Source organism: Streptomyces sp. JLSY215 (assembly GCF_059682825.1).
In genome coordinates this window covers 6,280,629-6,301,456 of the sequence record NZ_CM185022.1, presented here as the reverse complement: position 1 = coordinate 6,301,456, position 20,828 = coordinate 6,280,629, and the positions used below count along the sequence as shown (strand labels likewise).

The following is a 20,828-nucleotide window of genomic DNA, read 5'->3' as shown; positions in this document are numbered from 1 at the left end:
CCCGTGTGCGTCAGCTGTCGAAGCCGAGGCCCACCTTGTCCATGGCCTTCAGCCACAGATTGCGCCGCCCGCCGTGCGTATCGGCGCGGGTCATCGACCACTGGGTGATGCCGATGCCGGCCCAGCGCAGCGGCTCCGGCGGGAAGGGGAGCGGCTTGCTGCGGACCATCTCCAGCTCGGTGCGCTCGGTGCGCTCGCCCGCCAGCAGGTCGAGCATCACCTCCGCGCCGAAGCGGGTGGCGCCGACGCCGAGGCCGGTGTAGCCGGCGGCGTAGGCGACCCGGCCGGCGTGCGCGGTGCCGAAGAAGGCCGAGAAGCGGGAGCAGGTGTCGATGGCGCCGCCCCAGGCGTTGCTGAAGCGCAGGCCCTCCAGCTGCGGGAAGCAGCGGAAGAAGTGCCGGGCGAGCTTCTCGTAGGTGGCCGGGTGGTGGTCGTACTCGGCCCGTACGCCGCCGCCGTAGCGGTAGACGATGTCGTAACCGCCCCACAGGATGCGGTTGTCCGCGGTGATGCGGAAGTAGTGGAAGTGGTTGTTGGAGTCCGAGAGGCCCTGGCGGTTCTTCCAGCCGATGGCGGCGAGCTGCTCGTCGGAGAGCGGCTCGGTCATCAGGGCGTGGTCGTAGACCGGGACGATGTACGGGCGGACCCGCTTGACCAGCGACGGGAAGGCGTTGGTGCCGAGCGCCACATGGCGGGCGAAGATCCGGCCGTAGGGGGTGCGGACGGCCATGCCCATGCCGTCGGAGGTCATGCCGGTGGCGCGGGTGCGCTCGTAGATGCGGACGCCGAAGCCGAGGCAGGCCTGCTTCAGGCCCCAGGCGAGCTTGGCCGGGTTGAGCATGGCGACGCCGTCGCGGTCCCACAGTCCGGCGCGGAAGGTGGGCGAGTCGACCTCGGCGCGCAGTTCGTCCCGGTCGAGGAAGCGGTGGCGGGTCAGGCCCAGGTCGGCGGCGTCCTTCGCGGCCTCCTTGAGCTCGGCCACCTGGTACGGCTCGGTGGCGATGTCGATCTCGCCGGTGCGCTCGAAGTCGCAGTCGATGTTGTAGCGGGCGACGGCGTGCTCGATGGCGTCGAGGTTCCGGATGCCCAGCTCCTCGAGCTTGGCGAGCTCGCCGGGCCAGCGGGCCATGCCGTTGCCGAGGCCGTGGGTGAGCGAGGAGGCGCAGAAGCCGCCGTTGCGCCCGGAGGCGGCCCAGCCGACCTCGGCGCCCTCGATCAGGACGACATCGCGCTGCGGGTCGCGCTCCTTGGCGATCAGCGCGGTCCACAGTCCCGAGTAGCCGCCGCCGACGACCAGCAGATCGCAGGTCTCGTTGCCGACGAGGGCGGGCTCGGCGGCCGGGCGGCCGGGGTCGGCCAGCCAGAACGGGGTGGGTTCGGCATCGGCGAGTGCGTGGACGGGGTACGACGGATGTGCCCCGGACGTGTACGACATGGCAGCTCGTGCCATGGTTCTCAGCTCCTCTTGCTCCTCTTACGGCGGTTCCCGGCCAGCTGGCCGACGACTACGCACAGGACGGCGACCAGGAACATCGCCGTACCGATGACATTGATCTGAACGGGTGTGCCCCGCTGCGCCGATCCCCAGACGAACATGGGAAAGGTCACGGTGGAGCCGGCGTTGAAGTTCGTGATGATGAAGTCGTCGAAGGACAGCGCGAAGGAGAGCAGGGCGCCGGCTGCGATGCCGGGGGCGGCGATCGGCAGGGTGACGCGCAGGAAGGTCTGCACCGGTGAGGCGTAGAGGTCCTGGGCGGCCTGTTCCAGGCGCGGGTCCATGCTCATCACGCGGGCCTTGACGGCGGTGACGACGAAGCTCAGGCAGAACATGATGTGGGCGATCAGGATCGTCCAGAAGCCGAACGGGATGCCCATGTTGAGGAACAGCGTGGCCAGCGAGGCGGCCATGACGACCTCGGGCATGGCCATCGGCAGGAAGATCAGGGTGTTGACGGAGGCGCGGGCCCGGAAGCGGTAGCGCGCCAGCGCGAAGGAGATCATCGTGCCGAGGACGGTCGCGCCGACGGTGGCCCAGACCGCGATCTGCAGGCTCAGCCCGAGCGAGCCGCACAGGTCGGCGACGCCGCAGGGATCGCTCCAGGCGTCCGTGGAGAAGCGCTGCCACTGGTAGTTGAAGCGGCCGTTGGGCTTGTTGAAGGAGAAGACCATCACGACGAGGTTGGGCAGGATCAGATAGCCCAGCGTGCCCAGGCCCGCGATCGTGATGATGTTGCGGCGCAGCCAGAGCAGGCCCTTGTTGGGGGTGCGCGGCGCGGTGGTGGCGCGTGCGGCCGTGGTGTCGCCCGCGGCCGTGGTGTCGCGTACGGACATCAGACCAGGTCCTCCGTCCCCGACTTGCGGATGTAGATGGTGACCATGGCGAGGATGGCCGCCATGAGGATGAAGGAGAGAGCGGCGGCGGTCGGGTAGTCCAGGACCCGCAGGAACTGCGACTGGATGACGTTGCCGATCATCTTCTGGTCGGTGGAGCCCAGCAGTTCGGCGTTGATGTAGTCGCCGGCGGCCGGGATGAAGGTGAGCAGGGTGCCCGCGACGACGCCCGGCATGGACAGCGGGAAGGTCACCCGGCGGAAGGTGGTGGACGGGCGGGCGTACAGGTCGCCGGCCGCTTCGTGGAGGCGGGGGTCGATGCGCTCCAGCGAGGTGTACAGCGGCAGGACCATGAACGGCAGGAAGTTGTAGGTCAGTCCGCAGACCACCGCGAGCGGGGTGGCCAGCACCCGGTGCCCTTCGGTGATGCCCAGGGCGCTGGTGAGGTCCAGGATGTGCAGCGAGTTGAGGGCGCCGACGACCGGGCCGCCGTCCGCCAGGATCGTCTTCCAGGCCAGCGTGCGGATCAGGAAGCTGGTGAAGAACGGCGCGATGACCAGGATCATCACGAGGTTGCGCCAGCGTCCGGCCTTGAAGGCGATCAGGTAGGCGAGCGGATAGCCCAGGAGCAGGCACAGGACGGTGGCGATGGCGGCGTAGGCCACCGAGCGCACGAACTGCGGCCAGTATTCGCCGAGCGCGTCCCAGTAGGTCGCGAAGTGCCAGGTGACCTTGAAGCCCTCTTCGAGGGAGCCGGTCTGGATGGACGTCGACGCCTGGTAGACGAGCGGCGCGGCGAAGAAGACGATCAGCCACAGGATGCCCGGCAGCAGCAGCCAGTAGGGGATCAGCCGCTTGCGGGTGGGCGTCTTGCGGAGCGCGAGCGGCTCGGTGGCCGTCTCCTTGGGGGGTGCGGGGGCCTCGGTGGTACTCATGCGGCCTCCTCGTCGAGGTCCGCTCCGGCGGCGATGTCCTGGGTGGCGTCCAGACCGAAGGTGTGCGCCGGATCCCAGTGCACGACGACCTCGGCGCCCGGTATGAGCCGGCCGTCGCGCTGGATGTTCTGCTCGTAGACGGCGAGTTCGCCCAGCCCGGGCGTCTCGAGGACGTACTGGGTGGAGACGCCGATGAAGCTGGCGTCCTTGATGCGGCCGGGCAGGCGGTTGTGTCCGTCGGGCACGGCCGCGGCGTCGTCGGCGTGCGCCAGGGCCATCTTCTCGGGCCGCACGCCGGCCAGCACCTTCTCGCCGCTGCGGGCGGTGGCGCTGCACCGGGCGGCGGGCAGCCGCAGCTTGTTGTCGGCGGCCTTGAGCTTCAGCTCGCCGTGCTGACCGTCGGCGGCCTCGACGACCTCGGCCTCGATGAGGTTGGAGGTGCCCAGGAAGTTGGCGACGAAGGTGGTGGCCGGGTTCTCGTAGAGGTCGGCGGGGGCGCCGAGCTGTTCGACCCGGCCGCCGTTCATCACGGCCACGGTGTCGGCCATCGTCATGGCCTCCTCCTGGTCGTGGGTGACGTGGACGAAGGTGATGCCGACCTCGGTCTGGATGCGCTTGAGCTCCAGCTGCATCTGGCGGCGCAGCTTGAGGTCGAGGGCGCCCAGCGGCTCGTCGAGGAGCAGCACCTGGGGGTGGTTGATCAGCGCGCGGGCGACCGCGACGCGCTGCTGCTGGCCGCCGGAGAGCTGCTGCGGCTTGCGGCGCGCCATCGGGCCGAGCTGGACGAGGTCGAGCATCTCCTCGACCTGCTTCTTGACGGACTTGATGCCGCGCCGGCGCAGCCCGAAGGCGACGTTCTCGTAGATGTCCAGGTGCGGGAAGAGCGCGTAGTTCTGGAAGACGGTGTTGACCTGCCGCTTGTAGGGCGGCAGGGCGGTGACGTCCTGGCCGGAGAGCTCGACGGTCCCGGTGGTGGGCTCCTCCAGCCCGGCGATCATGCGCAGGGTGGTGGTCTTGCCGCAGCCCGAGGCGCCCAGCAGCGCGAAGAAGGAGCCCGCGGGGACGGTGAGGTCGAGCGGGTGGACGGCGGTGAAGGAGCCGTAGGTTTTGCTGATCCCGGTGAGGCGGACGTCACCGCCGCTGGTCTGGGGGGTCTCGGTGTGGGTCATGTGGGTCGTCCCGTGTGTCGGAGGTCGAAGCGGCTCGTACGGGCCTGGCGGGGTGGGGGCGCGCAGGCAGCGATCGGGGTCAGGCGCCGGTGAGTTCGGAGAACTTCTGGCTGTACTCCTTGTTCTCCTTGGCGCTGAGGGCCCGGAAGGAGTGGGACCGGGCGGCCATCTCCTTGTCGGGCAGGATCAGCGGGTTGTCGGCCGCCTTCTTGTCGATCTTGGCGAGTTCGTCGCGTACACCGTCGACGGGGCAGGCGTAGTTGATGTACGCCGCGAGCCGGGCGGCCACCTTGGGCTCGTAGAAGTAGTCGATGAGCCGTTCGGCGTTCTTCTTGTGGCGGGCCTTGTTGGGCACCATCAGGTTGTCGGTGGACGTCATGTAGCCGGACTTGGGCACCGCGTAGGCGATGTCGGGGTTGTCGCTCTGCAGCTGGACGATGTCACCGGCCCAGGCGACGCAGGCGGCGAGGTCGCCCTTGTCCAGGTCGTTGGTGTAGTCGTTGCCGGTGAAGCGGCGGATCTGCTTGCTGTCGACGCCCTTCTGGAGGCGGGCGATCGCCGCGTCGAAGTCGTCGCCGGTGACGTCCTCGGGCCGTTTGCCCATGTCCAGCAGGGTCAGGCCGATGCTGTCGCGCATCTCGGAGAGGAACCCGACGCGTCCCTTGAGGGCGGGGTCGTCCAGCAGCTGGCTGACGGAGTCGACCTTCTTGCCGCCGGTGGCCTTCTTGTTGTACGCGATGACCGCCGGTATGCCCTGCCAGACGTACGAGTGCGCGCGTCCCGGGTCCCAGGCCGGGTCGCGGTACTGCGCCGAGAGATTGGCGTAGGCGTGCGGCAGATTGGCCGGGTCCAGGGCCTGTATCCAGCCCAGGGAGATCATCCGCGCGCACATCCAGTCGGTGAGCACGATCAGATCGCGGCCGGTGTCCTGGCCGTTCGCCAGCTGCGCCTGGACCTTGCCGAAGAACTCGTCGTTGTCGTTGATGTCCTCGGTGTACTTGACGGCGATGCCGGTGCGCTTGGTGAAGGCCTCCAGCGTCGGGTGGTGCTTGCCGTCGTCGCTGAGGTCCATGTACTCGGTCCAGTTGGAGAAGTTGATGCGCTTCTCCGCCGCGGAGTGGTCGTCGGAGCGGCCGGCGTCCGTACGGCCGGCGGGCGGGATGCCGCAGGCGGACAGGGCCCCCATGCCGCCCGCCATGGCCGCCATGACACCGCTCGCGCGCAGCAGGGAGCGGCGGGTCATGGCGAGCCGGCCGTTGCTCGCACTACGGCGCATGGCGGCCAGTTCGGCCGCGGAGAGGGGTTCGGGCTGCTCGTGGTGCTCCATGCGCGGTGCCCTTTCAGGGGTTGTGCCCGGCGCTCGGCCGGTGGTGACGGTGCCGCGGAGGGGTGGGTGCCCCGCCACGGGGCGGGGCACCCGGGGGACGGGGACTAGGCGCGGTCCCCGAAGACCGTGCGGTGCCAGTCCTTCCTGGCGACCGCGGTGTTGTCGTACATGACGTGCTTGACCTGCGTGTACTCCTCGAAGGAGTAGGCCGACATGTCCTTGCCGAAGCCGGACGCCTTGGCGCCGCCGTGCGGCATCTCGCTGATGATCGGGATGTGGTCGTTGACCCAGACGCAGCCGGCGTTGATCTCGCGGGTGGCGCGGCCGGTGCGGTAGACGTCCCGGCTCCAGGCGGAGGCGGCCAGTCCGTAGGGGGTGTCGTTGGCCAGCGCGATGCCCTCGTCGTCGCTGTCGAAGGGCAGCACGACCAGCACCGGGCCGAAGATCTCGGACTGGACGATCTCGCTGTCCTGGGCGGCGCCGGCGATCAGCGTGGGCCGGTAGTAGGCGCCCTTGGCCAGCTCGCCCTGGGGGGCCTCGCCACCGGTGACGACGGTGGCGTAGCCGCGGGCCCGGTCGACGAAACCGGCCACCCGGTCGCGCTGGGCATGCGAGATCAGCGGGCCCAGGTCGGTGGACGGGTCGAAGGGGTCGCCGAGCCGTACGGTCGCCATCAGGTCGGCGACGCCGCTGACGAAGGCGTCGTAGAGCGGGCGCTGGACGTAGGCGCGGGTGGCCGCGGTGCAGTCCTGGCCGGTGTTGATCAGTGCGCCGGCGACCGCGCCGTGGACGGCGGCCTCCAGGTCCGCGTCGTCGAAGACCACGAACGGGGCCTTGCCACCCAGTTCGAGGTGGAGGCGCTTGACCGTGCCGGTGGCGATCTCGGCGACGCGCTTGCCGACGCCGGTCGAGCCGGTGAAGGAGGTCATCGCGACGTCCGGGTGCCCCACCAGGTGCTCACCGGCGTCCCGGCCCGCGCCGGAGACGATGTTGATCACGCCGTCGGGCAGCCCCGCCCGCTGCGCGGCCTGCGCGAACAGCAGAGAGGTGAGCGGCGTGATCTCGGCGGGCTTGAGGACGATGGTGTTGCCCGCGGCGACGGCCGGGAGGATCTTCCAGGCGGCCATCTGCAGCGGATAGTTCCAGGGCGCGATCGAGCCGACGACCCCGATGGGTTCCCGGCGGATCACGGAGGTGTGGTCGGCGCTGTATTCACCGGCCGCCTTGCCCTCCAGATGCCGGGCGGCGCCCGCGAAGAACGCGGCATTGTCGATCGAACCCGGCACATCGAACTCATTGCTGAGCTTGATCGGCTTTCCACAGTTCAGCGATTCGGCGAAGGCGAGATCACCGGCGTCCTCGGCGAGCGCGGCGGCGAAGCGGTGCAGTGCGTCGGAACGCTCGCCCGGGGTGGCGCCGCCCCACTCCGGGAAGGCCTGCCGCGCGGCCTCGACGGCGGCGTCCACATCGGCCGTACCTGCGAGTTCGTAGGAGTACACCGCTTCGCCGGTCGCCGGGTCGACCACCGCCTGAGTGCGGCCCGATGTGCCGCTGCGGAGACCCCCCGCGATGAATTGCGCGCCCTCGGCGAATCGCTCGGTGACATCGAAACGGTGATCCATGGTGCTCTCCTCCGCCCGGTCTCCGGGGCCGCTCAGCGGCACGGCCAGGCGTAGCTATTTCCGGAATCGATGGCCGATCTTGACAGAGGAAAAGACCTGCAACAAGTGATTCCGTTGTTGAATTTTGGTTACGCGACGAATTCTGCGTTTTACCGCGCCGAACCCCCGACACGTTGTCAGTGCCCGCTGACAGAATCCCGGCATGGTGCACGACAACACGGGAACCGACACACAGTCCACGGCACGTCGCGAGGCGGACGGCCCGCGCTCGGTCGAGGAGCTCCGCGCGGTGACCGCCGCCGGGAAACGCGTCAAATACGTCCATTTCTGGGGCCACCGCCCCCAGCGCGACGGCCGGATCGGCGCCGGCTGTTTCAGCCAGTGGTGGCCCTCCCCCTTCACCGTCGACGGCGTCACCTACGCCACCGCGGAGCACTGGATGATGGCCGGCAAGGCCCGCCTGTTCGACGATCCGGAGGCGGAGCGGCGGGCGATATCCGCGGGCCACCCCAAGCAGGCCAAGGACGCCGGCCGCACGGTCCGCGGCTTCGACGACGCCGTCTGGCAGCGGCACCGCTTCGACCTGGTGGTCGAGGGCAATCTGCGGAAATTCGGCCAGGACGCGGCGCTGCGGGAGTTTCTGCTCGGCACGCACTCCCGGGTGCTGGTCGAGGCGAGCCCGATGGACCGGATCTGGGGCATCGGACTGGCCGCCGACGACGAGCGCGCCGGGGACCCGGCGCGGTGGCGGGGGCTGAATCTGCTGGGGTTCGCGCTGATGGAGGTGCGTCAGCGGCTGGCCGAGGGGGCGGGGCGGAGCGGGGGCGAGACCGGCTAGGTCGGTGCGCGCCGGGGAGAGCGGCTCGTCCGGTTCAGCGGCCGGCCGCGACCAGGGTGATCATCAAGCCGCTGATCAGCAGCGCCAGACCTCCCAGGGCGATCCCGGCCACGGCCGTCCCGCCATTGGTCGCCTCGCCCCGGCCCGCTCTGGCCCGGCCGACGCCGCCGAGGACGATCGCCATGACGCCGAGGAGGATTCCGGGGACGATGCCGACGCCGAGCAGTGCGCCCACGACGCCGACGACGAGGGCCGCGGTGCCGAACCCGTTCCCGGGCCGGGCGGGGAGCCAGAGGGGGTGCGCGAGGGGGGCGCGGGGGGCCGGATGTGCCGGGTGGCCGGGGTATCCCCGGTGGCCCGGGGGGCCGCTGTAGGCGGGGTGGGTGAGGTAGTGGGGACGATTGGCGGAATTGGGTGCGGGCGGGGGCCCGGGGACGGCGTACGGGGCCTGCCCGGCATGACGATCGCGCGGCCGCCGCCCCTGCCCCATCGCGCTCTCCCACCCGTCGCTTCTCCGCCATGTTAGGACCTGCACCGGGCCGCCGGACCGTGCGCACCTACGATGACCAGGGTTTCCGCACCCGCCCTTCCCCCTATACGACCAGGAGATTCCGTTGTCCGATCTCGACGCATTCATCGCGGGCCTGCCCAAGGCGGAGCTGCACGTCCACCACGTCGGATCGGCCTCGCCGCGGATCGTCTCCGAACTGGCCGCCCGGCACCCGGACTCCGCCGTCCCCACCGACCCCGAGGCGCTCGCCGACTACTTCACCTTCCGCGACTTCGCACACTTCATCCAGGTCTACCTCTCCGTGGTGGACCTGATCCGCGACGCCGATGACGTCCGGCTGCTGACCTACGAGGTCGCCCGGGACATGGCGCGGCAGCAGATCCGTTACGCGGAGCTGACCGTCACCCCCTTCAGCTCGACCAGCCGCGGCATCCCCGACGCCGCCTTCGTCGAGGCGATCGAGGACGCCCGCAAGTCGGCGGAGTCCGAGCTGGGCGTGGTGCTGCGCTGGTGCTTCGACATCCCGGGTGAGGCGGGCCTGGAGGCCGCGGAGGAGACCGCCCGGATCGCCTGCGATCTGCAGCCCGAGGGCCTGGTCTCCTTCGGGCTCGGCGGCCCCGAGATCGGCGTCCCCCGCCCGCAGTTCAAGCCGTACTTCGACCGCGCCCTCGCGGCGGGCCTGCACTCCGTCCCGCACGCCGGCGAGACCACGGGCCCCGGCACGATCTGGGACGCGCTCAACGACCTCCGCGCCGAGCGCATCGGCCACGGCACCAGCGCCACCCAGGACCCCGCGCTGCTGGCCCATCTCGCCGAGCACCGCATCCCGTTGGAGGTCTGCCCGACCTCCAACATCGCCACCCGCGCGGTACGCACGCTGGACGAGCACCCGCTCAAGGAGATGGTCGACGCGGGCGTCCTGGTCACCATCAACAGCGACGACCCGCCGATGTTCGGCACGGACCTCAACACCGAATACGGCGTCGCCGCCCGCCTGTTGGGCCTGGACACCACCGGTCTCGCGGGCCTCGCCAAGAACGCCGTCACGGCCTCCTTCATGGACACCGCCGCCAAGGCCCGGCTGACGGCGGAGATCGACGCGTACACCACGTCATGGGGCGGCGGGGCGGCTTGATCCGCGGGGCGGTGGGCGCGGGTCGCGACACGTAGGGACAGCGACGGACCGCGGGACGGGTTTCCGGCGGCCGGCCGTCACCGGCGGCCGCCACCCCGTCCGGTCCGGTCCGGCGGCCGGGGCGTCACTCCACCCGCCAGGGCGCCCCGAGACCGGCCGGAAAGCCCGCGAGGAACTCCCGCACGGCCCACCGCGCGGCCGCGCCGTCGACCACCTCCCTCGCCGGGAAGTACGCGCCCTGGCCGCCGCACACCAGCCACAACGGCTCCTCCGAGGGGCCGTTCAGCTCACCGTCCAGGCACCGCGCGCCCCGCTCTTTCGGGCGCACCGGCCGCCCCGGCCCGCCGCCGTCCGGCCGCGCGCGGCACAGCTGGATCAGGGCGCCGTCCTCGCATTCCCCGGTCACCAGGAAGACCCCGGGACCGCCGCTGATCGTCAGGGCGCCGCCGCCCTCCTCCCACCGCTCGACCGAGAGTTCCGTGCAGACCTCGCCGTCGAGTTCGGCCAGCGCGGCCTCCAGCCGTGCACCGTCCGGCTCGTGAAGCACCCGCGACCGACAGATCCCCGCCTCCCAGCGGCTGACCGTGGCCCTCATCCATCACCCGCCATGCGACTCATGTGCGGAGCATACGATCGCCTGCGCAGGGCCCCTGACCTGGGGCACGGCCCTCGGCGGGGACGACGGCCCCGGACCGGGGCCGTACCGCTGTGCACGGCTTGCACCCCCGCCGTCCTCAGCCCCGCGCGTTCCGCAGGCCGGCCCGCCGCCCGCGGCCGATCACCTTGCGCGCCACCACATGGGAGACCACCGTGGCCGCCCCCGCCACGGCCACCCCACGCGCCGTGCCCCGTACGGACGCCGGCCTGAGCAGCCCGGCGCGCCGTAGACGTCCGCGCGCCCAGAGCGTGAAGGGGATGACGAGGACGGGCGAGGTGGCGGAGCCGGGGGTGTAGCCGCGGACGGCCGCCGCCTGGGCGAGGTGCATCAGGCCGTGCAGCCCGAAGCCGTCCAGCGCGCCCTGGAAGAACGCGGACCGGCCGCCCGTACGCCGCCCGTCCACCGCCGCGGCGGCCACGATGACCGCCATCACGCCCACCGCGGTCCGGAACTCCCGCTCGTCAAAGGTCTCCATGAACTGCCATACGGACTCCGGCAGTTGCGGAAACCTCTTGCGCAGCACCGGCACGTTCTCCCGGATCCAGCGCGGCCCGAACACCGCTTCCTCCGCATCGTGCAGCGCCCAGGCGGCGAACAGACCGAGCGTGACGGCCGGCGATATCCCGTGCGCCGCCGGTGCGGAGGGCGTCGGCGAAGCGGCGGAGCCGGCGGGAGCCACCGACGCGGAGGGGACACGCGCCGGGTGCTTCGTAAAAGGCGTCATGAACGGCAAGTCTGGCACGGCAGTTGACCGATGATCACGGGAATTGACCATGATCACACCGCGGCGCCCGCCTCGCGCCCGCCTTGCCGCCACCGCTCCCGGCCGCCCCGCCGCTCCCGCCTCACAGCCCCACTATCGCGTTCCACGCCTTGGCGAATTCGGTCCGCTCCTTGGAGGTGATGTCGCGGGCGATGGCCAGCCGCTTGCGCATCGCGTCGTCGGGGAAGATCAGCGGGTCCTCGGCGAGCGCGGCGCGTTCCTTGTCCTTGGAGGAGGCGAGGACGTCGCGGGCGGCCGGGACGGGGCAGACGTAGTTGACCCAGGCGGCGAGGTCGGCGGCGACCTCCGGCCGGTAGTAGTAGTCGATCAGCCGCTCGGCGTTGCGCTTGTGGTCCGCGAGGTTGGGGATCATCAGGCTCTCCGCCCAGAGCTCGGCGCCCTCCTGCGGGACGACGAATTCGATGTCCGGGTTGTCCGCCTGGAGCTGGATCACATCGCCGGAGTAGGCCTGCGCGGCGAGCACATCTCCGGAGTCGAGGTCCTTGATGTAGTCGTTGCCGGTGAAGCGCCGGATGTGGCCCTTGCGGACGAGGCCGTGTATCTGGTCGATCATGCGGTGGAAGTCGTCGGCCTTCCAGCGGGTGATGTCGACCCCGTTGCCCTGCATGAGCATGGCGAACGCCTCGTCGAGCCCGGAGAGCAGGGTGACCCGGCCGCGCAGATCGGGCTTCCACAGGTCGGAGGTGTGCTTGATCTCCCGGCCGAGCTTCTTGCGGTTGTAGGCGATGCCCGTGATGCCGGACTGCCAGGGCACGGAGTGCTTGCGGCCGGGATCGAAGTGCGGGGTGCGCAGCAGCGGATCGAGGTTCTTGGCGACATGCGGCTGGGCGGCCCGGTCCATCTCCTGGACCCATCCCAGCCGGACGAACCGGGCGCACATCCAGTCGCTGATGACGATCAGGTCGCGGCCGGTGCTCTGGTGGTTCATCAGCGCGGGGCTGATCTTCCCGAAGAACTCGTCGTTGTCGTTGATCTCCTCGTTGTAGGTGACGGAGATCCCGGTGCGACGCCGGAACGCGTCCAGGGTGGGCCGGCGCTGTTTGTCGTGGTCATCGACGTCGATGTACAGCGGCCAGTTCGCGAAGACGACCTTGCGGTCCTGTGCGGAGCGGTCGGGGCTCGTACGGTCCGCCGCGTCGACGTACGCGGGCGGCACCCCGCACCCGGTCATGGCGGCCAGGGCCCCCGTCACACCGATTCCGCCCATTCCTCGGAGCAGCGCACGCCGCGAAAGATCAGCCATGGCGAGCACTCTCACGTGCCGCGGGCGGAGGCGGCAAGAGACAGAGCGTCTGTTGCCGGGCCTCCGCCCGCGACGGTGTGTCGAGCGTTCCGTGCCGCTCGACGGTGGGGGTCCCCCTGGCCGGCGGTCAGGCCGGCCGGCACATCCGCCGGTCGGCTCAGCCGTCCAGCGAGGTCATGACGTGCTTGATGCGGGTGTAGTCGTCGAAGCCGTAGGCCGAAAGGTCCTTGCCGTAACCGGACTTCTTGAATCCGCCGTGCGGCATCTCGGCGACCAGCGGGATGTGGGTGTTGATCCACACACAGCCGAAGTCGAGGCTCTTGGACATCCGCATGGCGCGGGCGTGGTCCTTGGTCCACACCGAGGACGCCAGCGCGTACTCGACGTCGTTGGCCCACTCCACCGCCTGCTTCTCGTCGGTGAAGGACTGGACGGTGATGACCGGGCCGAAGACCTCCTGCTGGACGATCTCGTCGTCCTGCTTGAGGCCGGAGACGACGGTCGGGGCGAAGAAGTAGCCCTTGTCGCCGACCTGCTCGCCGCCCGCCTCGATCTTGGCGTGCGCGGGCAGCCGCTCGATGAAGCCCGCGACCTGCTTGAGCTGGTTGGCGTTGTTCAGCGGGCCGTAGAGGACGTCCTCGTCGTCGACCGCGCCGGTCTTGGTCTCCGAGGCGGCCTTGGCCAGCGCCGCGACGAACTCGTCGTGGATGGACTCCTGGACGAGCACGCGGGTCGCGGCCGTACAGTCCTGGCCGGCGTTGAAGTAGCCGGCGACGGAGATGTCCTCGACGGCCTTGGCGATGTCGGTGTCCTCGAAGACGACGACCGGCGCCTTGCCGCCCAGCTCCAGGTGGACCCGCTTGAGGTCCTTGGAGGCGGACTCGGCGACCTGCATGCCGGCCCGCACGGAGCCGGTGATGGAGGCCATCGCCGGGACCCTGTGCTCGACCATCAGGCGGCCGGTCTCCCGGTCGCCGCAGATGACGTTGAACACGCCGCGGGAGTGGCCCAGTTCGTCCAGCACGCTGCCGATGATGTCGGCGATCAGCACCGTCGAGGCGGGCGTGGTGTCGGACGGCTTGATGACGACGGTGTTGCCCGCGGCCAGCGCCGGGGCGAACTTCCAAACGGCCATCATCATCGGGTAGTTCCACGGCGCGACCTGCGCGCAGACGCCGACCGGCTCGCGGCGGATGATGGAGGTGAAGCCGTCCATGTACTCGCCGGCCGAGCGGCCCTCGAGCATCCGGGCGGCACCCGCGAAGAAGCGGATCTGGTCCACCATCGGCGGGATTTCCTCGGAGCGTACGAGGGCGACCGGCTTGCCGCAGTTCTCGGACTCGGCGGCGATCAGCTCCTCCGCCCGCTCCTCGAAACGGTCGGCGATCTTGAGCAGTACCTTCTGGCGCTCGGCCGGGATCAGGTCACGCCAGGCGGGGAATGCGGCCTCGGCCGCGGCCATGGCCGTGTCGACGTCCGCGGCGGCCGAGAGAGGGGCGGTGGCGTAGGCCTCACCCGTCGCCGGGTTGATCACCTCAGTGGTCCGGCCGTCGGCGGCGTCCCGGAACTCCCCGTCGATGTAGTTGCGCAGACGACGCAGTGCGGTGGTCACTGTGCGCCCCCTTCAGTCGTATGTCCGGTGGTTTGGGTCCACCCTAGCCATGTGAGCGACGTTTTCAACACACCCGCCACTCCTCAACAACGGAATCAGTGTAATTTGGATCGCGACACAACTGATTTCATCGATTTGGGGTTGCATGACTGACGAGGCTGGTGCACAGTGAGGGGCGTGGCCACTCGTGACAGAAACGGCACTCCGTCGATCGACTCCGTCTCCCTGGCGATCATCGAGCAGCTCCAGGAGGACGGGCGCCGTCCGTACGCCGCGATCGGCAAGGCCGTCGGCCTGTCCGAGGCGGCCGTACGCCAGCGCGTACAGAAACTGCTCGACCAAGGCGTGATGCAGATCGTCGCGGTCACCGACCCCCTCACGGTCGGTTTCCGTCGACAGGCAATGGTCGGCATCAACGTCGAGGGTGACCTCGATCCCGTGGCCGACGCCCTGACGACCATGGAAGAAGTCGAGTACGTCGTCATGACTGCAGGCTCCTTCGATCTCCTCATCGAGATCGTCTGCGAGGACGACGACCACCTGCTGGAAATGATCAACAAGCGGATCCGCACGCTTCCCGGCGTCCGGACCACCGAGAGCTTCGTGTACCTCAAGCTCCGGAAGCAGACCTACACCTGGGGAACGAGATAGCAATGAGCCGCGACCTCTCCAAGACGGCATACGACCACCTGTGGATGCACTTCACCCGCATGTCGTCGTACGAGAATGCCCCCGTGCCGACCATCGTGCGCGGTGAGGGCACCAACATCTACGACGACAAGGGCAAGCGCTACATCGACGGCCTCGCCGGCCTCTTTGTGGTCAACGCCGGCCACGGCCGGGTCGAGCTCGCCGAGACCGCCTACAAGCAGGCGCAGGAGCTCGCGTTCTTCCCCGTGTGGTCCTACGCCCACCCCAAGGCTGTGGAGCTCGCCGAGCGCCTGGCCAACGAGGCGCCCGGCGACCTGAACAAGGTCTTCTTCACCACGGGTGGCGGCGAGGCCGTCGAGACCGCCTGGAAGCTGGCCAAGCAGTACTTCAAGCTCACCGGCAAGCCGATGAAGCACAAGGTGATATCCCGCGCGGTGGCCTACCACGGCACCCCGCAGGGCGCCCTGTCGATCACCGGTCTGCCCGGCCTGAAGGCCCCCTTCGAGCCGCTGGTCCCCGGCGCACACAAGGTCCCGAACACCAACATCTACCGCGCCCCGATCCACGGCGACGACCCCGAGGCCTTCGGCCGCTGGGCCGCCGACCAGATCGAGCAGCAGATCATCTTCGAGGGCCCCGAGACCGTCGCCGCGGTCTTCCTCGAGCCCGTCCAGAACGCCGGTGGCTGCTTCCCGCCGCCGCCCGGCTACTTCCAGCGGGTCCGCGAGATCTGTGACCAGTACGACGTGCTGCTCGTCTCCGACGAGACCATCTGCGCCTTCGGCCGCCTGGGCACGACGTTCGCCTGTGACAAGTTCGGCTACATCCCGGACATGATCACCTGCGCCAAGGGCATGACCTCGGGCTACTCCCCGATCGGCGCCTGCATCGTCTCCGACCGCCTGGCCGAGCCGTTCTACAAGGGCGACAACACCTTCCTGCACGGCTACACCTTCGGTGGCCACCCGGTCTCCGCGGCCGTCGGTGTCGCCAACCTCGACATCTTCGAGCGCGAGGGCCTCAACAAGCACGTCCTCGACAACGAAGGCGCCTTCAAGAGCACCCTGGAGAAGCTGCACGACCTGCCGATCGTCGGCGACGTCCGCGGCAACGGCTTCTTCTACGGCATCGAGCTCGTCAAGGACAAGGTCACCAAGGAGTCCTTCAGCGACGAGGAGACCGAGCGCGTCCTGTACGGCTTCCTCTCCAAGGCGCTGTACGACGCCGGCCTCTACTGCCGCGCCGACGACCGTGGCGACCCGGTCATCCAGCTCGCCCCGCCGCTGATCGCCGACCAGTCGGTCTTCGACGAGATCGAGCAGATCCTGCGCGGTGTCCTCACCGAGGCGTGGACCAAGCTCTGATCATCGCTTCACCCCGATCATCGCTTCACCCCCTGATGCGGTAGATCACAACTGAATATTCAACGGCTCAGATTCACTCATTTTCAGCTATACGGGTGAATCTGAGCCGTTGTCCGTGCCGAGCGCCGAATACCGGGGGTCAGCAGTACTTACCGTGCCAGTGACCGATACCCTCCATGGTCGTTCACCCGGTTGGGGGAACGAACGGACGCGAACAAGCAAGAGGTGCGCAGATGGTGGCCCCGCCTGACAACGATGTGCTCTGGGCCCGCGGCCTGCACCACATGCACGGCAGCACCCCGGCCCTCACCGGCGTCTCCCTCGGCGTCCGCGAGGGAGAGATCCTCGCCGTCACGGGCCCGCGCGGCAGCGGCAAGACCACCCTCCTCAAGTGCCTCTCCGGCCAGCTCGCCCCGGCGGAGGGCGAAATCTGGTTCAACAGCTCACCCGTCCACACCCTCTCCTCCCCCAGCCGCGAACGGCTGCGCCTGGACCGGTTCGGCTGGATCGACACCGAACCCCATCTCGTGCCCGAACTGACCGCCTGGGAGAACGCCGCCCTCCCGCTCCTGCTGCGCGGCACCGGCCACCGCGCCGCCAAGCACGCCGCCATGGAGTGGCTCGACCGCCTCGACGTCGGCATGTGCGCCCGCCGCCGCCCCGCCCGGCTCGACCAGTCGCAGCGCCAGCGCATCGCCATCGCCCGTGCCCTCGCCGCCGAACCCCAGGTGCTGTTCGCCGACGAGCCGACCGCCCCGCTGCACAGCAGCGACGGCACGCAGGTCCTGCGCACCCTCACCACCGCGGCCCGCTCGCACCAGATCACCGTGGTCCTGGCGACCCACGCCCCCGATGTCGCCGCCCTCGCCGACCGGACCATCGCCCTCCTCGACGGCCGCCGGACGGGCGGCTCGCCCGCCGCCGACGGTTCCTCCGACGCGGAAAGCAGGGCAGCGTGCTCGCTCTCCGTCTAGCCCGCGGCTCTCACCCCCTCGTTCTGCTGCGCCGCCTCTTCGTCGCAGCGGCAGCGTCCTGCACCGGCTTCCTCCTGCTCTCCACCGTCGGCTACGCCACCGGCCATCCGGCCACGGCCGACGATTCGCTGGTCCGCCTGCTGTGGTGTGCGGCCCCCCTGGCAGCCACCGCCCAGCTCGCGGCGTCGGTGGCTCGCACCGACCCCGCCGCCCGCCTGGACCGGGGCATGGCCGCCGCCGGCCTCGGCCCCCTGCGGCTGGCCCTGCTCGCCGCGGCGTCCACCGCTCTGTTCTGTCTCCTCGGCGTCCTCCTCTCGCTGTTCGTCTTCCTCCGCCTGCGCGGCGACCTCGGCGGCTCACCCGCCGCCGTCGACTCCCTCGGCATCGATTCCGACCTGCTGGGCACCGGGCACCCGCTGCCGCTGGTCGGCGCGCTGATGCTGTTGTCGGCCGTCCCGCTGACCGCCGCCGCCGCGAGCGCGGTGTCCTTGCGCCCCCGCAGCGCGGACATCTCCCCCGAGACGGAGGCCCCCACCAAGGCGGCCAACCCCGCCGGGCTCCCCTGGGGCATGGCCCTCACGGCGGCGGGCCTGGCCATCGAGGCCTACGCCGGCCGCGGCGCCGCCGCCTCCACCGGGCAGCTGCCGTTCCCCGGCCGGCTGGTCGGCAGCCCTCCCGGCGTACTGGGCGGCTGGGCGCTGTCCACCCTCGGTCTCGTCCTGGCCGGACCCGGCCTGGTGCACCTGTGCGGCCGTCTCCTGTGCGGGGGCCGCCCCGGCGCGCTGCGGTTGCTCGCCGGCCGTGTGCTCCAGGAGCAGTCACAGCGCCTGGGACGCCCGCTCGGCGTGCTCTGCGCGGTCGCCTCCGGAACCTGGGCCGCGGTAAAGGTGTACGAGGCCTCCCCCTCCCGTCCTTTCGGGCCGCTCACCGCCATCGGGGCGGCCGTCGTCCTGGCCTGCGTCACCGCCAGCGCGCTCGCCGCCGCGCTGGAGTCCCGCTCGGCCCGCGCCGCCACCACCGCCGCCCTGCGCCGCCTGGGCGCGCCCGCCGCCGCCCTGCGTCGCGCCGTGGCGCTGCGGGCCGCCGCTCTCATCCTTGTGATGGGCCCGCTGACCTGGGCCGTCGCGGAAATGGCCGCGCTTCCGCTGATGCGGTGAGGGGGCGGGTGCGGCGCGGGAGCGGCGTCTCGCGCGGCGTGCGGCGTGGCGCCCCCGCCACGCCGCACCCGCCGCCACGCCCGCCGCCCCCGGCCGGGAGGCGAGGCAGCAGCCCGGATCGGCCCGGAACGGCCCGGAACGGGCACACCGCCGCTCAGCGGGCCAGCGCGGTGACCTCCACCTCTATGCGCCAGTCCGGCTGGGCCAGTGACGACACTTCCAGCAGCGTGTCGGCCGGATAGGGCTCGGACAGGAACTCGCCCCGCAAGGTGATGACGTGCTCGAGATCGGCCGCCATGTCCGTGACGAAGATGCCCACCTTCACCACGTCGGCGAATGAGGCACCTGCCGCGGCGAGGACCCGTCCCACATTCGCGAACGCCTGCCGTCCCTGCGTGAGGAAGTCGTCCGAGACGGTCCGCCCGCGCTCGTCGATTCCCGCCTGCCCCGACACATGGATCAGCCCGCCCGCCCTGATCGCCTGCGAGATCCTGTACGGCTCGTACCAGTCCGGTGTGGTGGCCACCCGCTCGATCTCCCGCACACCATGAGCCCCTGCCGCGCCGTTCATCGACATCACACTCCCCCGCCGTTCCTTGACCCTTGCGATTCCATGACCATCTCCATGCACATACAGTATCTGCATGTGCATACATAAGTTTCGGATGCATGTACGCTGATGTCAAGAGCCCAGCGGAAACAGGCGAAACCGGCGGAGGATTGCGGGAGACGATGGACGCGGAGCACTGGGACCGGTTCGGCGCACTGCACACACGCGTGGAGCAGGAGCTGGCCAAGGCCCTCCAGCAACACCACAGGATCGGACTCTCGGAGTACCGCGCGCTGGCCCGGCTCGCCGAGGCGGACGACGGCGAACTGCGCATGCAGGAGCTCGCCGACCTCATCGGCCTCAACCAGAGTTCCGTGAGCCGGCTCGCCTCCCGGCTCGAGTCGTCCGGCCTCACCCGCCGGGACCTGTGCCCCAAGGACCGGCGCGGCGTCTACAGCGTGATCACCGACGAGGGGCGCGACGTCCAGAAGAAGGCCCGTCCGACGTACGACAGTGCCCTGCGCGACGCGCTCGACGCGGCGGCCGAGGACGGGCACCTCGGGCCGCTGGTGGACATCCTGCGGACCTAACATGGCGGGCGTGCAGCCGAATTCAGAGCCCCCAGCCGCCCGCCGCGCCCACGACAACTCCCATGGCAGCGACCCCACCGGCGACCTCGAGATCGAGTCCCTCGAGGAGTTCGACCGGGCCGTCACCGCCGGCTCCCTCGCCGGACTCCGGATCCAGTCGGTCGATCTGACGGACCGTACGTTCGCCCTGCTCAGTACAGACACCACCGAGTCCGTGTTCCTCGGCTGCGCCATGGAGCCCGACGCCGCCGCCAAGGTGCGGGCCGTCGGCGCCTTGGTCTTCCCGCCCATACCCGGCCTGCCGTTCGATCCGTACCGCGGCAGTCTGTACGGACCGGACGAGCTCTTCGAGGGCCTCACCGACGCCGGATACGACGCCACGCCCGACGCCCGTACCTACCGCTGGTACCAGGCGACGAAGACCGACGGCGATGTCTTCGCCTCGATGCTGCGCAGCATCCACGACGACGCCGTCTCCGACGCCCTGGACGAACATCTCGCGGGCGCACGGGTCGTGGGCATCATGGGCGGCCACGCCATGGAGCGCGGGTCCGCTGCCTATGCGGGCGCCGCCCGGCTCGGCCGCCGGCTCACCCGCGACGGCCTGACCGTCGCGACCGGCGGCGGCCCCGGCGCGATGGAGGCCGCGAACCTCGGCGCGTACGCCGCGCCCTTCGAGGACGACATGCTCGACTCGGCGCTGGAAATCCTGGCCAAGGCCCCGCACTTCACCCCCTCCGTCACGGACTGGGCGCGAGCCGCCTTCGACGTCCGCCGGAGCTGGCCCGGCGGGAATTCCTCCGTCGGTATCCCCACCTGGTTCTACGGGCATGAGCCGCCCAACGCCTTCGCGTCCGACATCGCGAAGTACTTCGTCAACGCGGTGCGCGAGGACGGGCTGCTGGCACGCTCCAACGCCGGCGTGGTGTACCTTCCGGGCGCCGCCGGGACGGTGCAGGAAATCTTCGACAACGCGACCCCGAACTACTACGGGTCGCGGGGCGAGCCGACGCCGATGGTGCTGGTGAACCGCGAGCACTGGACCGAGAAGCTGCCCACCTGGCCGCTGCTCCAGGCTCTCGCGACGGGCCGTGCCATGGCGGCCCGGATCGCGCTGGTCGACTCGGTGGACGAGGTTCCCGACGCGCTGGCCCGCCTCGCGGCCGGGACGCCTTCCTGACCCTGGCCCTGGCCTGCCCCTGGCCCTGACCCTGGCCTGGACGCCTTGCTCACCGGGCCGTTCGCTGCCTCCGGAAGCCGGATCGGGGCCCCGTCGCCCCGGTCCGGCGATCGCTCCCGAGATCTGATGCCCGGCCGGAGGCAACTGTCGTCCCGAAATGCGCGTCTGCCAGACCAGGTAATGAACGGGTAATGCAG

At 70.3% G+C, this 20,828-nt stretch carries 20 protein-coding genes; 8 read left to right on the top strand and 12 right to left on the bottom strand.

The genetic code is table 11. The annotated features are described in order from the left end of the window. Window positions 1-10: 10 nt before the first annotated feature. The 6 genes from AC5677_RS28215 to AC5677_RS28190 all read right to left on the bottom strand — a co-directional run bounded on the left by AC5677_RS28215 (window position 11) and on the right by AC5677_RS28190 (window position 7,384). A complete protein-coding gene (locus AC5677_RS28215) occupies window positions 11-1,450 on the bottom strand; it encodes an NAD(P)/FAD-dependent oxidoreductase (protein WP_497190713.1) in 1,440 nt (479 codons plus the stop codon). A gap of 5 nt (window positions 1,451-1,455) precedes the next feature. Further along, window positions 1,456-2,331 (bottom strand): ABC transporter permease, encoded by an 876-nt coding sequence (locus AC5677_RS28210; RefSeq protein WP_497190712.1) that lies wholly within the window; start codon window positions 2,329-2,331, stop codon window positions 1,456-1,458. After that, on the bottom strand, window positions 2,331-3,266 hold the full coding sequence (locus AC5677_RS28205; RefSeq protein WP_497190711.1) for an ABC transporter permease: 936 nt from the start codon (window positions 3,264-3,266) through the stop codon (window positions 2,331-2,333). Before AC5677_RS28205 ends, AC5677_RS28210 begins: the two co-directional genes overlap by 1 nt. After that, window positions 3,263-4,435, bottom strand: a complete 1,173-nt coding sequence (locus tag AC5677_RS28200; protein ID WP_497190710.1) for an ABC transporter ATP-binding protein — start codon at window positions 4,433-4,435, stop codon at window positions 3,263-3,265. The genes AC5677_RS28205 and AC5677_RS28200 overlap by 4 nt, the downstream gene beginning before the upstream one ends. Before the next feature lie 79 nt (window positions 4,436-4,514). Further along, window positions 4,515-5,762: a polyamine ABC transporter substrate-binding protein gene (locus tag AC5677_RS28195; RefSeq protein WP_497190709.1), complete on the bottom strand. Its 1,248-nt coding sequence runs from the start codon at window positions 5,760-5,762 to the stop codon at window positions 4,515-4,517. A 104-nt stretch (window positions 5,763-5,866) separates the two neighbouring features. Beyond that, window positions 5,867-7,384 (bottom strand): gamma-aminobutyraldehyde dehydrogenase, encoded by a 1,518-nt coding sequence (locus AC5677_RS28190; RefSeq protein ID WP_497190708.1) that lies wholly within the window; start codon window positions 7,382-7,384, stop codon window positions 5,867-5,869. A 202-nt stretch (window positions 7,385-7,586) separates the two neighbouring features. Between AC5677_RS28190 and ybiA the strand changes: the two genes are divergently transcribed. Continuing rightward, entirely contained in the window at window positions 7,587-8,222 is a 636-nt protein-coding gene (ybiA, locus tag AC5677_RS28185) for a riboflavin biosynthesis intermediates N-glycosidase (protein ID WP_497190707.1), read from the top strand. A 34-nt stretch (window positions 8,223-8,256) separates the two neighbouring features. On the opposite strand, the gene AC5677_RS28180 is transcribed toward ybiA, so the two are convergent. Further along, a complete protein-coding gene (locus AC5677_RS28180; RefSeq protein WP_497190706.1) occupies window positions 8,257-8,712 on the bottom strand; it encodes a DUF4190 domain-containing protein in 456 nt (151 codons plus the stop codon). A 124-nt stretch (window positions 8,713-8,836) separates the two neighbouring features. Between AC5677_RS28180 and AC5677_RS28175 the strand changes: the two genes are divergently transcribed. Then, window positions 8,837-9,868, top strand: a complete 1,032-nt coding sequence (locus AC5677_RS28175) for an adenosine deaminase (protein ID WP_497190705.1) — start codon at window positions 8,837-8,839, stop codon at window positions 9,866-9,868. A 124-nt stretch (window positions 9,869-9,992) separates the two neighbouring features. Here AC5677_RS28175 and AC5677_RS28170 read toward each other — a convergent pair whose 3' ends face one another. From AC5677_RS28170 to AC5677_RS28155, 4 genes are all read right to left on the bottom strand, one after another. Further along, complete coding sequence (locus AC5677_RS28170; RefSeq protein ID WP_497190704.1) at window positions 9,993-10,463, bottom strand: hypothetical protein; 471 nt, start codon at window positions 10,461-10,463, stop codon at window positions 9,993-9,995. A 139-nt stretch (window positions 10,464-10,602) separates the two neighbouring features. After that, window positions 10,603-11,250, bottom strand: coding sequence for an HXXEE domain-containing protein (locus AC5677_RS28165; RefSeq protein WP_497190703.1), 648 nt, complete (start codon window positions 11,248-11,250; stop codon window positions 10,603-10,605). A gap of 121 nt (window positions 11,251-11,371) precedes the next feature. Continuing rightward, a complete protein-coding gene (locus AC5677_RS28160; RefSeq protein ID WP_497190702.1) occupies window positions 11,372-12,553 on the bottom strand; it encodes an ABC transporter substrate-binding protein in 1,182 nt (393 codons plus the stop codon). Between the two features lie 157 nt (window positions 12,554-12,710). Then, window positions 12,711-14,165 (bottom strand): gamma-aminobutyraldehyde dehydrogenase, encoded by a 1,455-nt coding sequence (locus AC5677_RS28155; RefSeq protein WP_497190701.1) that lies wholly within the window; start codon window positions 14,163-14,165, stop codon window positions 12,711-12,713. 177 nt (window positions 14,166-14,342) lie between these two features. Between AC5677_RS28155 and AC5677_RS28150 the strand changes: the two genes are divergently transcribed. From AC5677_RS28150 to AC5677_RS28135, 4 genes are all read left to right on the top strand, one after another. Next, window positions 14,343-14,816 (top strand): Lrp/AsnC family transcriptional regulator, encoded by a 474-nt coding sequence (locus AC5677_RS28150; protein WP_052860613.1) that lies wholly within the window; start codon window positions 14,343-14,345, stop codon window positions 14,814-14,816. A gap of 2 nt (window positions 14,817-14,818) precedes the next feature. After that, complete coding sequence (locus AC5677_RS28145) at window positions 14,819-16,180, top strand: aspartate aminotransferase family protein (RefSeq protein WP_497190700.1); 1,362 nt, start codon at window positions 14,819-14,821, stop codon at window positions 16,178-16,180. 233 nt (window positions 16,181-16,413) lie between these two features. Continuing rightward, window positions 16,414-17,154, top strand: coding sequence for an ABC transporter ATP-binding protein (locus AC5677_RS28140; protein WP_497190699.1), 741 nt, complete (start codon window positions 16,414-16,416; stop codon window positions 17,152-17,154). Further along, on the top strand, window positions 17,136-18,311 hold the full coding sequence (locus AC5677_RS28135; RefSeq protein ID WP_497190698.1) for a hypothetical protein: 1,176 nt from the start codon (window positions 17,136-17,138) through the stop codon (window positions 18,309-18,311). The genes AC5677_RS28140 and AC5677_RS28135 overlap by 19 nt, the downstream gene beginning before the upstream one ends. 154 nt (window positions 18,312-18,465) lie before the next feature. Here AC5677_RS28135 and AC5677_RS28130 read toward each other — a convergent pair whose 3' ends face one another. Beyond that, window positions 18,466-18,855: a RidA family protein gene (locus tag AC5677_RS28130; RefSeq protein WP_497190697.1), complete on the bottom strand. Its 390-nt coding sequence runs from the start codon at window positions 18,853-18,855 to the stop codon at window positions 18,466-18,468. Between the two features lie 188 nt (window positions 18,856-19,043). Here AC5677_RS28130 and AC5677_RS28125 point away from each other — a divergent pair, with 188 nt between their 5' ends. Beyond that, the gene (locus AC5677_RS28125) at window positions 19,044-19,451 is read left to right on the top strand and encodes a MarR family winged helix-turn-helix transcriptional regulator (protein ID WP_497190696.1); all 408 of its coding nucleotides are present in this window, start codon (window positions 19,044-19,046) and stop codon (window positions 19,449-19,451) included. Between the two features lie 10 nt (window positions 19,452-19,461). Continuing rightward, window positions 19,462-20,631, top strand: a complete 1,170-nt coding sequence (locus tag AC5677_RS28120) for an LOG family protein (protein ID WP_497190695.1) — start codon at window positions 19,462-19,464, stop codon at window positions 20,629-20,631. The last annotated feature ends 197 nt before the right edge of the window (window positions 20,632-20,828 follow it).

Bases quoted from the DNA above. Each gene is read 5' to 3' on its own strand.
- AC5677_RS28215 (WP_497190713.1), bottom strand. From the start codon at position 1,450: ATGGCACGAGCTGCCATGTCGTACACGTCCGGGGCACATCCGTCGTAC.
- AC5677_RS28180 (WP_497190706.1), bottom strand. From the start codon at position 8,712: ATGGGGCAGGGGCGGCGGCCGCGCGATCGTCATGCCGGGCAGGCCCCG.
- AC5677_RS28190 (WP_497190708.1), bottom strand. From the start codon at position 7,384: ATGGATCACCGTTTCGATGTCACCGAGCGATTCGCCGAGGGCGCGCAA.
- AC5677_RS28145 (WP_497190700.1), top strand. From the start codon at position 14,819: ATGAGCCGCGACCTCTCCAAGACGGCATACGACCACCTGTGGATGCAC.
- AC5677_RS28140 (WP_497190699.1), top strand. From the start codon at position 16,414: ATGGTGGCCCCGCCTGACAACGATGTGCTCTGGGCCCGCGGCCTGCAC.
- AC5677_RS28125 (WP_497190696.1), top strand. From the start codon at position 19,044: ATGGACGCGGAGCACTGGGACCGGTTCGGCGCACTGCACACACGCGTG.
- AC5677_RS28210 (WP_497190712.1), bottom strand. From the start codon at position 2,331: ATGTCCGTACGCGACACCACGGCCGCGGGCGACACCACGGCCGCACGC.
- AC5677_RS28195 (WP_497190709.1), bottom strand. From the start codon at position 5,762: ATGGAGCACCACGAGCAGCCCGAACCCCTCTCCGCGGCCGAACTGGCC.
- AC5677_RS28200 (WP_497190710.1), bottom strand. From the start codon at position 4,435: ATGACCCACACCGAGACCCCCCAGACCAGCGGCGGTGACGTCCGCCTC.
- AC5677_RS28165 (WP_497190703.1), bottom strand. From the start codon at position 11,250: ATGACGCCTTTTACGAAGCACCCGGCGCGTGTCCCCTCCGCGTCGGTG.
- AC5677_RS28170 (WP_497190704.1), bottom strand. From the start codon at position 10,463: ATGAGGGCCACGGTCAGCCGCTGGGAGGCGGGGATCTGTCGGTCGCGG.
- AC5677_RS28205 (WP_497190711.1), bottom strand. From the start codon at position 3,266: ATGAGTACCACCGAGGCCCCCGCACCCCCCAAGGAGACGGCCACCGAG.
- ybiA (WP_497190707.1), top strand. From the start codon at position 7,587: ATGGTGCACGACAACACGGGAACCGACACACAGTCCACGGCACGTCGC.
- AC5677_RS28160 (WP_497190702.1), bottom strand. From the start codon at position 12,553: ATGGCTGATCTTTCGCGGCGTGCGCTGCTCCGAGGAATGGGCGGAATC.